General features: G+C 62.6%; 11 protein-coding genes. All 11 read right to left on the reverse strand.

The annotated features are described in order from the left end of the window. Positions 1 to 26: 26 nt before the first annotated feature. Positions 27 to 2324 (reverse strand): xanthine dehydrogenase family protein molybdopterin-binding subunit, encoded by a 2298-nt coding sequence (locus ACTNBK_RS05405; protein WP_441144292.1) that lies wholly within the window; start codon positions 2322 to 2324, stop codon positions 27 to 29. Beyond that, on the reverse strand, positions 2312 to 2791 hold the full coding sequence (locus ACTNBK_RS05410) for a (2Fe-2S)-binding protein (RefSeq protein WP_441144294.1): 480 nt from the start codon (positions 2789 to 2791) through the stop codon (positions 2312 to 2314). Before ACTNBK_RS05410 ends, ACTNBK_RS05405 begins: the two co-directional genes overlap by 13 nt. After that, positions 2788 to 3588: an FAD binding domain-containing protein gene (locus ACTNBK_RS05415; protein WP_441144295.1), complete on the reverse strand. Its 801-nt coding sequence runs from the start codon at positions 3586 to 3588 to the stop codon at positions 2788 to 2790. The genes ACTNBK_RS05410 and ACTNBK_RS05415 overlap by 4 nt, the downstream gene beginning before the upstream one ends. A 238-nt stretch (positions 3589 to 3826) precedes the next feature. After that, positions 3827 to 4903, reverse strand: coding sequence for a YibE/F family protein (locus ACTNBK_RS05420; RefSeq protein WP_441144297.1), 1077 nt, complete (start codon positions 4901 to 4903; stop codon positions 3827 to 3829). A gap of 147 nt (positions 4904 to 5050) precedes the next feature. Continuing rightward, positions 5051 to 6928: a fibronectin type III domain-containing protein gene (locus ACTNBK_RS05425; RefSeq protein WP_441144298.1), complete on the reverse strand. Its 1878-nt coding sequence runs from the start codon at positions 6926 to 6928 to the stop codon at positions 5051 to 5053. Positions 6929 to 7187: 259 nt separating this feature from the next. Beyond that, positions 7188 to 8762, reverse strand: a complete 1575-nt coding sequence (locus ACTNBK_RS05430; RefSeq protein ID WP_441144300.1) for a class I adenylate-forming enzyme family protein — start codon at positions 8760 to 8762, stop codon at positions 7188 to 7190. 60 nt (positions 8763 to 8822) lie between these two features. Beyond that, on the reverse strand, positions 8823 to 10298 hold the full coding sequence (locus tag ACTNBK_RS05435; RefSeq protein WP_441144302.1) for an SLC13 family permease: 1476 nt from the start codon (positions 10296 to 10298) through the stop codon (positions 8823 to 8825). Positions 10299 to 10365: 67 nt separating this feature from the next. Then, a complete protein-coding gene (locus ACTNBK_RS05440) occupies positions 10366 to 11490 on the reverse strand; it encodes a 2-hydroxyacyl-CoA dehydratase subunit D (protein ID WP_441144304.1) in 1125 nt (374 codons plus the stop codon). After that, positions 11483 to 12736 carry a 2-hydroxyacyl-CoA dehydratase subunit D gene (locus ACTNBK_RS05445; protein ID WP_441144305.1) on the reverse strand — a complete coding sequence of 418 codons (1254 nt, stop codon included), beginning with the start codon at positions 12734 to 12736 and terminating at the stop codon, positions 11483 to 11485. The genes ACTNBK_RS05440 and ACTNBK_RS05445 overlap by 8 nt, the downstream gene beginning before the upstream one ends. A 27-nt stretch (positions 12737 to 12763) precedes the next feature. Then, positions 12764 to 13576 carry an acyl-CoA dehydratase activase gene (locus ACTNBK_RS05450; RefSeq protein ID WP_441144307.1) on the reverse strand — a complete coding sequence of 271 codons (813 nt, stop codon included), beginning with the start codon at positions 13574 to 13576 and terminating at the stop codon, positions 12764 to 12766. Positions 13577 to 13588: 12 nt separating this feature from the next. Beyond that, positions 13589 to 14728 (reverse strand): acyl-CoA dehydrogenase family protein, encoded by a 1140-nt coding sequence (locus ACTNBK_RS05455; RefSeq protein ID WP_441144309.1) that lies wholly within the window; start codon positions 14726 to 14728, stop codon positions 13589 to 13591. Position 14729 lies beyond the last annotated feature (1 nt).

Consider the following 14729-nt stretch of genomic DNA (forward strand, 5'->3'; position numbering starts at 1 on the left):
AGCGGCCGGTCTTTCCATTTAAACGGTTAAACGGTTTCTTCCCGATTCTGTGCCATGCCCAGGACCAGCTTCTCCGCCGTGATGGGGAGATCCCGGACCTGGACCCCCGTGGCGTTGCGGATGGCGTGGGCCACGGCGGGGGCGGGAGTATTGATGACCACCTCGCCGATGGACTTGGCCCCGAAGGGGCCGTTGGGCTCATAGCTCTCCTCGAACTCCACCCGGATCTGGGGCAGATCGGTGCGGCTGGGGATCTTGTACTGCAGGAAGGAGTTGTTGGCCATCATGCCCCGGCCGTCATAGCACACGTCCTCAAAGAGGGCCATGCCGATGCCCTGGGCGATGCCGCCCTCGGCCTGGATGCGGGCCAGGTTCTTGTTGACCACGGTGCCGCAGTCCACCACGCCCACATAGTCCACCACCTTGACTTCACCGGTCTCCAGGTCGGCCTCCACCTCGGCGAAGCCTGCCATCAACGGCGGCGGCGAGGTGGGACTGCAGTGGCTGGCGGTGGCGGTGAGCCACTGGGAGCCCGGTCCCACCACCGAGTCCTGGCCCAGCTTGGCTAGGGTGATCCGGGTATCCGGGTTAGTGTGGTCGTAGACCACCTGGCCGTCGAACCGTGCTCGCTCGGGGTGGATGCCCAGTCGGCGGGCGCCCTCGCTGGTGATCTTCTCCACCAGCTCGGTGCAGGCCTTCACCACGGCGGTGCCGGTGACATAGGTGGTGCTGGAGGCGTAGGAGCCGGTGTCATAGGGGGAGTAGTCGGTGTCGATGGGGGCCACGCTGATCCACTCCATGGGGCACTCCAGCACCTCGGCGGCCATCTGGGCCAGGATGGTGTCACAGCCGGTGCCCATGTCGGTGGCGCCGATCATCAGGGTGTAGAAGCCGTCGTCATTGAGTTTGATGGTGACGGTGGCGGTGTCCACGGCGGAGATACCGGAGCCCTGCATGGTGATGGCCATGCCCACGCCCCGGACGTGCCGGTCGTCCACCCGGACGCTGGGGTACTTCTCCGCCCAGCCGATCATCTCCATGCCCCGCTGGATGCACTGGGGCAGGCAGGAACTGCTCAGGGGCTCGTTGTAGTAGGCCGGCATATTCATGCCTTGCTGGGGCAGGTTTTTGAGCCGCAGCTGGGCCGGGTCCATGCCCAGCTGGGCGGCCAACTCATTGACAGCCGACTCCATGGCGAAGCAGCCCTGGGTGGCGCCATAGCCCCGGTAGGCCCCTGCCGCCATGGTGTTGGTGTAGACCACCTCATAGGTGAAGCGGAAGGCGGCGTCCTTGGCGTAGAGGGGGATATTCTTGTGGCCCACCAGGCCCACGGTGGTGGAGGCGTGCTCGCCGTAGGCGCCGGCATTGGAGAGGGCGTGCATGTCCACCGCCTTGATGGTGCCGTCCCGCATGGCGCCTACCCGGACATGGACCCGCATCTGGTGGCGGCTGTTGGAGGCCTGGAAGACCTCCCGGCGGGTGTAGACGATCTTGGCCGGCCGGCCGGTGCGCAGGGTCACCAGGGCGGGAAAGAGCTCGCTCACCAGGGTCTGCTTGGCACCGAAGCCGCCGCCGATCCGGGGCTTGGTCACCCGCACCGCTCCCTGGGGCAGCCCCAGGGCATGGGCGATGATCCGGCGGCAGTGGAAGGGCACCTGGGTGGAGGAGGTGACGTTGAGCCGCCCCGTCTGGTCCAGCCAGGTGTAGGTGGAGAAGGTCTCCATCATGGCCTGGGCATTGGCCTTGGTGTAGTAGGTCCGGTCCACCACCACGTCGCACCCGGCCAGGGCGGCCTCCACGTCGCCGTCGGACTCACAGCCGCTGGAGACCAGGTTCCGGGACGGGTCCCCGCCGATGTTGAAGTTGGTGTGGTAATCGGACTCCGGATGGATCACGGAGGGGTTGTCCAGAGCCTTTTCAAAATCGATGACCGGCTCCAGCACCTCATACTTCACCTGGATCATCCGCATGGCCTTGTCCACGCTGGCCTCGTCCCGGCCGGCTACAATGGCCACCGGGTCCCCCACATACCGCACCACCTGGTCCAGGATGTACCGGTCGTAGGGGCTGGGTTCAGGATAGGACTGTCCCGCCAGGGTATAGCGGATCTTGGGCACGTCCTCCCAGGTCAGGATGCAGGCGATGCCGGTGACCCGGCTGGCCGTTTCCTTCCGGATGGACTTGATGCGGGCAAAGGCGTAGGGGCTGCGGAGGACCTTCACCACCAGGCAGTCCCGTGGAGCCAGGTCATCGGTGTAGAGGCCCTTGCCGCTGGTGAGGGCCATGCCGTCGGTCTTGGGGATGGCCTTGTTCACATAGCGCATGCCTGGACCTCCTTTTCCGCTCTCTCGTCCAGCCAGGCCCGGATGGCCCGCATCTGCCCGGCGTAGCCGGTGCAGCGGCAGAGGTTGCCAGAGAGGTACTGCCGGACCTCCTCATCGGTGGGGTGGTCCAACTCCCGGCCCATGGCCAGCACGGCCATGATGAGGCCAGGGCTGCAATAGCCGCACTGCTCGGCTCCCTCGTCCACCAGGAAGCGGGCAAACTCCTGGGCCTCCTCCTGCACCCCCTCCAGGGTGGTGACGTTTTTGCCGTCGGCCCGGGCGGCGGGGTAGGAGCAGGAGAGCACGGGGCTCCCCTCCACCCAGACGGTACACAGGCCGCAGTTGGAGGTGTCACACCCCCGCTTCACGCTGTAAATGCCATATTTGCGCAGAAAATCCAACAGCATCATGTCGTTGGGGATGTGCTTGTTGAGCACCTCTCCGTTGACGGTGATCTTCACCTTCACGCCTGTTCCCCTCCCTTCCCGCAGGCCTCAGCGGCCCGGCGGACCAGCACTTTGGTCATCTCCCGGCGGTAGTCGGCCCCCGCCCGCAGGTCCGTGCCGAAGGTCAGCTCCCGGGCGGCGGCCTCGCCGGCCTCCTCCGGGGTACCGCCGGCGGCCAGACAGGCGGCGGCCTCCGCCGAACGCCGGGCGCTGGCCGGACGGGCCCCCACGGATACGATCCATTCGTCGTCCAGGCGGCTCACTCCCACCGCCAGCAGGGGCAGGTCGGTGGTGGAGCGGCGCAGGCTCTCATAGGCGGCGGTGCGCCCGTCATCCCGGACCCGGACCTTGACCAGGATGTCGTCAAAGTGGATGGGCATGGCCATGAAGTCGGCCAGGGGGATCTCCCCCTGCCGGTAGAGGACCACCGTGGCGTCCAGGGCCAGCAGGGCCGCCGTCACGTCAGAGAAACCAAACCGGGAGTAGACCGAGCCGCCCACGGTGGCACAGTTGCGGAACTGGACGCCCACAATGTGCGCCACGCAGCGGCTCAGGAGGCCGCCGAAGCGGCCGGCCAGTTCCGGCGCCGTCTCCATCTGCCGCAGGGTAGCGCAGGCGCCGATCTCCACCCAGCCGTCCCGGACCTCGATCCGGTCCAGCCCCAGCTGGGTGAGGTCGATGGCGGTGCGCAGCCGCCGCCGGCCCATCTTCAGCCAGCAACAGCCACCCAAAATCACGTTGTTCTTCGGATCCCGGCTGAGCAGCTCGTAGGCTGCCTCCAGGGACTGGGGGAACATGTAGCTTTTGATGGTGTACAAATCCATCCCTCCAAAATAATGCCGCAGGACGGCCTCTGCCATCCCGCGGCGCCCGCTCCGCGGCGGGCTCCCCCTGCCGGATCATACCTGCGGGGAAATCTCTTCAGGATAGATTATAGCGGATCAGGTCGAATTTGTATAGCACGGAATGGGCTTCCAGTAAAATCTCTGTGCTCTGCACGAAAGATGGCCCCTTCCGCCCCCCTTCCCCCGTAATTTCTCCTATGCTCTGGCGTTCTCACCGTTTTTCCGCCGGGTCGGACCAGGTGTAGAGCAGGACGGCCAGGGCCACGGTGACCGGCACCGCCAGCACGATGCCGAAGCTGCCGGAGAGGCCCTGCATGATGGCGATGCCGATGTTGTTGGAGTTGATGATCTGCTGGTAGGGCAGCGCATAGGCGTAGTCCAGCACCAGCATGGAGACGCTGCCGCCGGCAAAGGCCAGGATCAGGGTGTTGGAGTCGGTGCCCATCATGTCCCGGCCCACGTGCATCCCCGCCTTGAAGAGGTCCCGGCGGGAGATGGCAGGGTTCTGGGCGTGGAGCTCGGCGATGGCGCTGCCGATGGACATGGCCACGTCCATCACCGCCCCCAGGCTGGAGATGAGCAGCCCGGAGAAGAGGAGCCCTCCCACCTGGACCCCGCTGGTGCTGGCCAGGGTCAGGAGGCTCTTGATGTCCGACACGTTCCAGCCCGTGATGCCGGTGGCCAGGCTGAAGACGGTGGCGGCGATGCCGGCGATGATGACCCCCGCCACCGTGCCTCCGGTGGCGACCAAAGTCTTTTTGGTGGGGCCGCCGATGAGGTACATGGTGACCAGGGTGGTGACCACGCAGATGAACACCGCCACCCAGAAGGGGGACCACCCCTGATAGACCAGCGGGAGGTACACAAACAGGATGCAGAAAAGGGTAAAGACCAGGCCCAGCGCGCCCTTGACTCCCTGCTTGCCGCCCACCAGGCAGAGCACCAGCAGATAGGCCGCCGCGAAGCCGTAGATGACCCACTCCCGGTCCTGGGAATAGATGCTGGTGATGGTGGACTCCCCCGCCACGCTCTGCATGACGACAACATGCATCCCCACCGTGCAGCCGGCGCCGAACAGAAAGCCGGAGGAGCTGGTGGTCTCCAGCTCCTGCCCCGCCCGAACGCCGGTGGTCATGCGCACCACCACCCGCTGCTCCCCCACCCGGGAGCCGTCGGGCTGGAGGTTGTCCTGGAGGATCTGGGTGACCACACCCTTTTCAAAGGTCTGGCCCTCCCGGTTGACCAGGGCAATCCGTTCCCCCTGGTTGATCCGGATTACAAACAGCACAAATACCGCCAAAAGAAGCAGTGGGACTCCCCACCGCAGAAAACGTGCTCTCATTATAAACCCTGTACCGCCTTTCCGTCTGAACATAAAGATTCCCGGCGGCTATGCCGCCGGGAATCCGTGTCTTACACCGTCTGTGCCGTCAGCTCAGGCGCCCAGGGACACACCCAGGGTGGCCAGGAAGGAGGCGGTCACATAGTAGTTGCCGTCAGCCAGCATGGCGCCGGTGGTGACGCTCTTCCCGTCCACGGTGAGGGTCAGGGAGGCGGCGGCACCGGCAGTGGCATTGGCGGTGGGCACCGCTCCGGTGTAAGCGGCGCCGGTGGTGACCACCACACCGTCGTTCCAGGCCACATTGAACTGGCTGTCGCTGCCGTTCACAGATGCGGCCACATCGCGCAGGCGGTAATAGGTCTCGCCGCCGGCGGTGATGGTGGCCACATTGGCCTGCTCATCCTGGTCAGCATCGGTCTTCTGGATGGTGAAGGCGTCGTCAATGGCCTCGGTCTTGCCCTCGGCGGTCACCTGGTAGGTGACGATGGAGAAGGAGTCGGCATCCATCTCGATGACGGAGTAGGAGGGCAGCCAGTTCTGGCTCCGGTTGGCGATGTAGTCCTGCTGAGCGGCGATGAGCTCATAGAACTTGGAGCCGAAGGCGGAGTTGGCGGTCATATACAGGGTGCCCTTGGGGTTGACCACTGTGTTACCGGTGGTGTCCTCAATGGTGTAGCAGCCGTTGTCGGCCTGGAAGGCGTCGTGGGCGGCGGTGCCGGCGGTGTCGCCCTCCTCGGGGTACAGGGGGATCTTTTCGTCAGTCTGGGTATTGTAGGCGTTGTCCCAGTCGTAGTCGCTGCCGTCCTCGTTCAGACGGAACTCGTAGGTGCCGTGGGTCTGGCCGTCGCCGTAGAGCAGCTTGGAGCGGCTGTAGGTGTGGTCGTGGCCCTGGAGCACCACGTCGATGTCGTACTCGTCAAAGATGGGCGTGAGCTGGGTCCGCAGGATCATGCCGTCGGTGTCGGAGTGGTCCAGGCCGGTGCCGTAGATGTCCTGGTGGATGGTCACGATGCGCCAGGCGGCATCGGGATCGGAGGCCACGGCCTCCTGGATGGTCTTCTCGTGCTCGGCCACGTTGTAGTTGTTGGTGTTGAGCACGATGAAGAGGCCGGAGCCGTAGGAGTAATAGTAGTCGCCGCCGGCCTCCGTCTCACCGTAGCCGGTGGTGTTGGGGTTGTTGAAGTGGTAGGTGTAGTCGGGGTTCAGGGAGTCGTGGTTGCCGATGGTGGTGGCTACGGGCAGGCTGGCCAGGACAGAGGAGGACAGGTAGCCCGCGTACTCCTCCTCCTTGGCCTGACCGGTCTTGTTGACCTGGTCCCCGGCGGAGATGATGAAGTTCAGGTCGGGGTTCTGGGCGGAGGCGATTTCCAGGGTGCGGTTCCAGCCGAAGGCGTCGTTGCGGGCAGCGGTGTTGGCCGCGCCGGAGTCCGCCTTCAGGGTGTCGCTGCCCTGGGTCTGGCCCTTGGAGGCGCCGATCTGAGGATCGCCCACGTAGAGGATCTTCACGCTCTCAAAGCTGCCGGTCTTGTACTCCTGGACCTCGGTCTGCACGCCGTTTTTCTCCACGGTGTAGTAGTAGGTGGTGTTGGGCTCCAGGCCGGTGACAACCGCGTGGTTGTAGTCATAGGCCACGCCATCGGTGAGGCTGGTGTCCACCTGGCCGGAGGTACCGGTAAAGGCGGTCAGATTGTCCTTATCGGTGCCGAAATGGACCACGGGAGTGGCGGTCTTTCCGGTCTCGCTCTTGCTGTACCAGGCGAAGTTGAGCTCTGTCTCGTCGGCACCGGGGGTCAGGGAGACCTTGGTATAGTCCGTGGCCACGCTCTCCCACTGGCTCACCCAGGCCTGCCACTCCGCGGAGCCACCTGTGACGCTGCTGTCATTGTAGCTGGCCGCCAGCGCGAAGGGGCATGCGCTCAGAGCCAGGGTGCCGGCCAGAACACCGGCCAGAATCTTGTTCCGTTTCTGCATCTGTTCCAACTTCCTTTATCATTTTGGTTTTTCATTCAGGAACCGTGATGCAGTATAGCACTCAAAAATCACGCTTACAATACGTTTTTTGCAACATTTACGCACTTTTTACTTTATTTACAATGCCATGATCGGACTACACACTCCCCTTGAAAAGTCGTCCAGAACAGCGCATCAGGCAATCAGACCCGATCGCTCCTGCGCCAGATACCCATCTTTTCGGCGTCCTGGATGCGCTGCTCCCCGCCGTCTCCAGCGCCTATTGCGCAGACCCCAGTATGGTCTGTCTGGCAATGGCGGCAACCTTTTTGCAGTTGATCTTTCCCGTATTTGTATAGGGAAATTTTGAAAAAAACAGGATGAATTTCGGGACCTTGAAGGCCGCCAGACGCTGACACATGGTGTCCCGCACCTGAGCCTCGCTCAAGGCAGCGCCGCTGCCGGGCACGATGCAGATACACGGCACCTCACCATAGTGTTCGTCCGGAATCCCTACCGCTTTGCAACAGGAAACCCGTGCATCCCCCGACAGTGCGGCCTCGATCTCGCTGGGCATGATGTTCTCGCCGCCGCGGATGATGATGTCTTTGATGCGCCCGGCATAGTGGATGTTTCCCGCTGCGTCCTGCCAGCCTAGGTCCCCCGTATGGAGCCAGCCGTCCTCATCCACGGCGGAGACGACCTTGCCGTTTTCGTAGTATCCCAGCATGACCATGGGGCCGCGGACCTGGATCTCTCCAGCCTGGGTGTCCCCTTCCCCCATGGGCACCTCATGCCCGACGATCCGCCCTTCCAAACGGTCCACGAAGTGTCCCAGCGTGGTGGAGCGGACCTCCAGGCTCTCCTCTGGACACGCGATGGTGACACCGGCGATCACCTCGGATTGACCAAGGCCGGGCAGCAGGGTCATGCCCAGCTTGCGCTCGATGGCGCAGAACTGTTCCGGCGAGCAGTACGCGCCCCCCACAATGCCGCAGCGCAGGCTGGCAACCCGCTCCGGCCGAAGATCCGGGCGGGCGATCAGGGTGAGGTAGACGCTGGGAACGGCAGTGAGGATGGTGCACCGGTACGTCTCGATATACGTCAGTGTGGTCTCGCTGTGCCGGTCCGGGGGCAGGATGAGACAGCCCCCCGACGCCGCCGACGCCAGAATGTTGCAGTTGATGCAAAAGGTGTGGAACATGGGAAGGGCGCAGCACACGACATCCTCTTCGGTCATGCGCATGTCGCCTGCCTTCATCCGTCCGCTGCTGGCCAGCTGTGCCCCCGAGGAGCACACTACTTTATATTTGGCGGAGGTCGTTCCGGAGGTAAAGAGCATCATGGCCACGGCATTCGGCTCCGGCTCGGGCATGGAGCACAGCTCAGGCGGTTCCTCAGGCAGCTCGGACAGTACCACTGACTTGACGCGAACCGTCTGACCGAGGCACAGATTCCCCTCCGCAAAACAGGCTTCCATGCCGCTGCGGCACGCCTCCAGGAAGGACTGCGCCTTCTCTTCCCCTTCGAGGAGCACATATTCGGCGTCCGAGCACATCAGCTGCTTTTCGATCTCTCCGCCCTTCAGGCAGGTGTTGAGCATGATCACCACAGCGCCGATCTTCTGCAGGGCAAAGAATGCGGCCACCGCCCGGGGGGAGGGGTCCGTCCAGAGCGCGGCATGGCTGCCAATCGTGAGGCCAAGGGATAAAAATCCCTTGGCCATTTTGGTTATTTCACGATCGAATTCGGCATAGTTCCAGCGACCGTCCGCCCAGAGGACGGCGGGACGGTCGGGGAATTTGGCGACTGTCTCGGACAACATCTGAGAAACCGTCTGCTGTCGTAAATTCATAACTTACCCACTTTCTTTTCAGACAACACTGGCCCTTTCGATCCGAGCAGCCGGGTCTGTTCAGCCGCCCAGCACCACATTGCCCAGAGGAATACCGACCAGGCAGGCGACGATGGCGCAGCCGATTCCGATGGTCATGCCCCAGGCAAAGAGTCGCTTGCCGTCCACCCAGCCACTCTCCTGGATAAAGGCGACGGGGGCAGTGGCGGTGGGGGTGGCGTAGGAGTAGTTGGCCGCCGCGGTGACGAGGATGGGGACCAGCTGCGGGGGCAGCTGTCCTGCGAACACGGTGGTCACCATGGGCATGCTAATGGCAAAGAACAGCGCGATGGCAATGGCGTTGGAGATGAAGTTGGTGGCGATGGCGCAGACCACGACCATCACGACCACGAAGATCACCGGGCTCATGCCCTGGAAGACAGGGGCGGCCACGCCGGCCATCCAGCTGGTGATACCCAGCTCGGAGTTGGAGAGGACACTGCTGACCATCAGGATGGTGCCCATGAAGATGGCGGTGTTCCAGGGGGCGGCCTTGCTGGCCTCTTTGTAATCCAGCACGGGTTCCCCGTCCACCTTGATGAGGTGCATCAGTACGATGCCCACCATGGGGACAAAGTTCTGGTCGAGCTTACCGCAGAGCGCCGCAATGTCGGCGGGGAAAATGTATTCCGCGATACCGGGCAGGATCCAGGACACGATGGTGAGCAGATAGATGGCGGAGGCAATCTTTTCCGCCTTGCTGAAGGGCTTTGACTCCTTATTGAGCTGGGTCAGATCCAAGGTGCCGAACCGGGAGACGTCCGGCTTGAACACGAACTTGGTGAGCAGGTACCAGAGGATCAGGGACACGATACCCACTGGGAGACAGATGGCGATGTACTGGACGAAGCCGATGGTGTCCTCCGGCATGTAGTTACTGTAGGTGGACAGGCCGATGAGGGTCATGGCGTGGGAGATGGGGGAGGTAGACTGTGCGATCTGGGAGACGACCACCACGGAGGTCATCATAATGGCAGGGAACTTGTCCCCGTCCTCCTTCTTATAGCCCAGCATGTCGTAGATGGCGCCGAGCAGAGGGATAAAGACCAGCATGGTGGCGGTGGTGGACAGGCCGCTGGCCAGGACGAAAATGGCGATGTAGATCATGGCCACAGCGTACCATGGGCTCTTCTGACTAAGCTTGCAGGTCACGAACCACAGGGCGAGCCGGCGGGTCACGCCGGTCTTTTGGAGACTGGCACTGAGCATGGAGCACAAAATGAGGAAAAAGACGGTGCTGTTGCCCAAAGAACCGGAGATGACCTGGGCTGGCGTGACCACAGGCACCAGCATCAGGGCAAACAGTACCAGCATGCTGGTCCAGTCAACGGCCACGAAGAGCCACAGGGCCAGAGCCCCGACCAGGATGCCCAGGACCTGGAAGCCCCCCTGGCTGAGTCCGGCCGGAGCGGGGATGAACTTGAATCCGAACAGCAAAATGACGGAGATCACAATGACCGCACATTGAAAATTACTATACCTTCTCTTTGCCAACATTCCCTATTCTCCCTTTCAAACGTTTTTGGAGGCCTGCCCCATCGGCCGCGGGGGCCGGGCGGAAGGGTCATTCAGAAATCACTTCACGGAACGCGTCCAAGGTAGTCTGCACCTGGCCGTATTCGACCATCTGACGATCGACCTCCACCATAACGTTGGGGATCTTGTTTTCGTCACAGGCGCGCTTGATGAGGGGATAGTCAAACTCCTCGGGATCGCAGAACTTGGTAATGGCGATGATGAGGCCCTTGACCCGGTTCTTCTTGCACAGGTCCACGATGTAGCCCACCCGGCCCTTTTTGGGGTCATACAGCAGGCTGCAGTTATCGGTGTTCTGGAACTTGACCGCCAGGTCCCGCATGGGGTCGTCGGTCACCGGGGTGTCGGTGCGGTACTGTCGGCTCTGGTTGGCCAGATCATCCACAACGATGTGCAGAGCGTTCTCATCCAGGATCTTGTTGAACTTGGGGCTGTCCGCCAGGATGCCGGAGATCATGACGGGAATCTTGTCGGTCCGCTCCGCCGGCTCGGCCTGAAGGGCCTTCAGCAGTTGCCGGACCAGGGCCGTGTGCTCCTCCTTCCGAATGAAGAAGGCGCTCTTGAAGATATCGCTGCGCTGGCAGGCAGTAATCTCGCCGTGGATGGCCAGGGCGGCAGACAGCTCCCGCATGACGGCGTTGTGCTCATTGTAGACAGCGATGGAGGCGGCCAGCGCATCGGGCTTCAGGGTGAGGCCGGTGGCGGCGGCCAGGTCCCGCACCACCCGCTCGTAGGCGGAGATGGTGAACTCCAGGCCGTATTCGGGCTTACGGTTCTGGGGATAGCAGACGGGGATAAAGGGGATTTCGGGGACGGCGCAGTGGAAGTTCTGCCCCATGGCCTTGAGGCTGTCGCAGAGATGGGGGACCATGATGGCGGAGGCGCCCTTATAATCGCCGTTCATGCCCAGTTCCACGATGGACTGCACAATGGCGCAGATGAAGGCCGGGAAATAGGTCTTGGCCTTGTTGAGCTCCACATCGGCGCCCCACACGCCCATGGGGACCGCACCCATGGCGTGGACCAGCTCTTCGGGGGTGTATACGGGCGCGGCCAACACCACCTTCTTCCCTTCGGCCAGGTAGCGGTCCATCTGCGCTCTGGGGGATACAGCAATCTCATGGAATTTTTCCAACAGTTCAGTCTTATTCATCCTTCTGACCCTCCTTTGCCTTTTTGTTGGCATCCATGATCTCCACAAGGCCCTGAAGCCGAGTCTCGAACTGCGCCTCAGAGAAGTTGCGGGGATCGGCCTGGTCGCCGTCATAGACCGCCAGCGGCACGTCGCAGGCCTCTGCCACCCGGCGGGTCACCTCGGCCTGGATGCCGCTCCACATCTTGCAGCTGCGATTGGTGTGGACCAGGATGCCGTCGATGTGGTTGGGCTTGGCGATGGCCAGCCGGTTGTCCACCGCCCGCTCGATGCAGACGGAGTTCCACACGGAGGCATAGGTGATGAGCATTTCGTCCAGGCTATCATAGATGCGGTGAGTGTAGTTGCCATAGACATAGGAGGTGGTGTTGATGCCATCAGCGGCCAGCGCATCGGCGATGTAGCGGAGGTAAGGCCACACCGAGATGCCCTCCATCATGACACGGTACTTCTCCTCCCCCTTGAAGGTGGTCTCACCGTTGTCCAGCATCTTCTGGTATTCCTGGCACAGGGTGTTGTAGGCTTCGGCCGCGGCGGGATAGCACCGGCCGGTCACCATGCCGCCCATGTTGCTCACGATATCGGAGCCGTTGAAGAGGGCGGGCATGTTGTTGGAGTACTCGCAGGCCTTGACCCAGGCCTGGCTGGCGGCTTTGACGTTCTTCATGATCTCCTCGAACCGCGCCTGGTCCCACTTCTTCCCGGTGATCTTCTCGATCTGGGCAATGCAGTCGTAGAACTGGGCACGCATGTACTTCAGCTGGGCCTCCGATACATCGTAATCCGGATTGAAGGGAATGTCCAGAATCACCAGGGGAACATTGAGCTCCACGGCCAGATTCTCATACCACTTGAACATGCAGTCGCAGATGTTGTTGCAGCAGGCCAGGAAATCGGGCAGCGGCATGGGCTGGGCCTCGCACTCGCCGGTCTTGGCAAAGGCCAGGTTGATCCGGGCATAGGCGCAGATGTCGTTGGAATAGCCCGCCGCCTCACTCTGCTCGCAGAGCTCCTGGGCCGCGTGCCGGGCGCCGATGGCAGCCGCCTGGCTCTCGGGGTAGACGGTGCTGATCTGGAAGGTCTGGAGGATTTCTGCGGGGAAATTGCTGGCGCTCCAGCAGACCATCTCCCCTCTCGCCTTGGCCTCGATGGCGTCGGTATACATGGTGCTGGACAGGGCCCGCACCTTTCCGGTGCCGGATTCCGGACTTTTGTCCTTCTTGATCACGGTGTATTTTTCAGGCATATGATCCCCTCCTGTTACAGTCGTTTTCTATTGGTTGTTTGATGAATTGGTTTTCACATATCTCCTGTATGCGTGGAGCGCCGCGCCGATGGCGCCGAACAGCTGGGCCTTGGAGTCATAACGGATCTCCACCCCCAGGTCTCTGGCGATGGCGCTGCGCACGCCGTTGTTGAGGGCCACGCCGCCGCTCATGCACACCTGCTCCCGGATACCCAGCCGGCGGGCAAGGCCGCACACACGGCTGGCCACCGAGTTGCAGATCCCGGCCACCACGTCGGGGATGGCCGCCCCGCCGGAGAGCTGGCTGATCACCTCGCTCTCGGCAAAGACGGTACAGGTGCTGGAGATGGAGACCGGCGCCTGGGCCGCGGCGGCCTGGACCTCCAGCTGGGAGATGTCCAGCTTCAGGATATTGGCCATCACATCCAGAAAACGGCCCGTACCGGCGGCGCACTTGTCGTTCATGACAAAGCTCTCCATCATCCCGCTCTCATTGAGGGAGATCACCTTGGCGTCCTGTCCCCCGATGTCGATGATGGTCCGCACCTCGGGAAAAACCCAGTGGGCACCCATGGCGTGGCAGCTGAGTTCGCTGACGGATACCGCGTCTCCGCCGAAGTGCTTGCGGCCATAGCCGGTGACCACCGAGGCGGAGATCTGCTCCTGGGAAAGGCCGGCGGCGGCCAGGACCTTTTGGATGGTCTCCTGGGCGCCGGAGGTGCCGATCCCCGCCACCTCCAGGGCCTGGGCGGCGATCTCGGTGCCGTCCTTCAGGATCACGCACTTAGATGTGGTGGAGCCGATGTCGATCCCCAGGGTGTAAATGGGTGTATCGCTCATTGCGCTCACCTATCAGTCCTTGAGCAGGGAGCGGGCAATGACGGTCTGCTGAATCTGGGAGGTACCTTCAAAGATGGTGAACACACGGCAGTCCCGATAGAGGCGCTCAATCCGGTACTCCTTGGTGTAGCCGTAGCCGCCGTGGAGCTGAAGGGCCTTGGCCGCCAGCTCATTGCAGATCTCGGAGGCGTAGTACTTGGCCATGGACACCAGGGCGGAGCAGTTCTCGCCCCGGTCCTTGGCCTCGGCAGCGGAGTAGAGCAGCTCACGGGCGGCCTGGAGCTTAGTGGCCATATCGGCCAGGGTGAACTTGGTGTTCTGGAAGTCCGCGATGGCCTTTCCAAACTGCTTGCGCACCTTGGTGTACTTGACGGCCTCATCCAGGCAGCTCTGGGCTACGCCGACGGACATGGCCGCCACGCCCAGGCGCCCGCCGTCCAGCGTCTTCATGGCCACCTTGAAGCCCTGGTTGAGCTCGCCCAGCAGGTTCTCCTTGGGTACCTTCACATCCTCCAGCACGATGTCGCTGGTGGCGGCCCCGATGAGGCCCATCTTCCGCACATGGCTGCCGGTGGAGACGCCCTCGGAGTGCATATCCACGATGAAAGCGCTCACGCCCACTTTGCCGTCGGCGTCCTTGGTCTTGGCATACACCACGGCGTCTGCGCACAGGGGGGCGCGGGTGATGAAGGTCTTTCGGCCGTTGAGCAGGAAGTAGTCGCCCATATCCTCGGCCTTGGTGATGATGGAGGAGGCGTCCGAACCGGCGCCGGGCTCCGTCAGGGCAAAGCACATCTTTTTCTCATTGGTGACCAGGGGGGGCAGATACTTCTGCTTCTGGGCCTCGGTGCCGGAGATCAGGAGGGGACCGCCGCCCAGGCCGTTGGGGGCGGACACATAGAGGGAGGCCACAGCGCTCACTCTGGAGATTTCCTCGATGACGGCGATGTAATCCATGTTGTTGCCGCCCATGCCGCCGTACTCCTCAGGGATCTTAATGCCGAAGAAGCCGATGTCGGCCATTTTCTGCAACACTTCCTCCGGGAACACGTTGGTCTCCTCCACCTGGTCCAGAAGGTCGGGGGTGAGCTCCTTGTTGGCAAAGTCCCGGGCCAGCTGCCGGAGCATGAGATTGTCTTCACTGAAAACCATA

The sequence above is a fragment of the Intestinimonas sp. HCP28S3_D6 genome (genome assembly GCF_052065695.1).
Lineage (GTDB): Bacteria > Bacillota > Clostridia > Oscillospirales > Oscillospiraceae > Intestinimonas.

Excerpts from the sequence above, each read along its gene's own strand:
- ACTNBK_RS05405 (WP_441144292.1), bottom strand. The coding sequence starts at position 2,324 with ATGCGCTATGTGAACAAGGCCATCCCCAAGACCGACGGCATGGCCCTC.
- ACTNBK_RS05425 (WP_441144298.1), bottom strand. The coding sequence starts at position 6,928 with ATGCAGAAACGGAACAAGATTCTGGCCGGTGTTCTGGCCGGCACCCTG.
- ACTNBK_RS05430 (WP_441144300.1), bottom strand. The coding sequence starts at position 8,762 with ATGAATTTACGACAGCAGACGGTTTCTCAGATGTTGTCCGAGACAGTC.
- ACTNBK_RS05435 (WP_441144302.1), bottom strand. The coding sequence starts at position 10,298 with ATGTTGGCAAAGAGAAGGTATAGTAATTTTCAATGTGCGGTCATTGTG.
- ACTNBK_RS05440 (WP_441144304.1), bottom strand. The coding sequence starts at position 11,490 with ATGAATAAGACTGAACTGTTGGAAAAATTCCATGAGATTGCTGTATCC.
- ACTNBK_RS05445 (WP_441144305.1), bottom strand. The coding sequence starts at position 12,736 with ATGCCTGAAAAATACACCGTGATCAAGAAGGACAAAAGTCCGGAATCC.
- ACTNBK_RS05450 (WP_441144307.1), bottom strand. The coding sequence starts at position 13,576 with ATGAGCGATACACCCATTTACACCCTGGGGATCGACATCGGCTCCACC.
- ACTNBK_RS05455 (WP_441144309.1), bottom strand. The coding sequence starts at position 14,728 with ATGGTTTTCAGTGAAGACAATCTCATGCTCCGGCAGCTGGCCCGGGAC.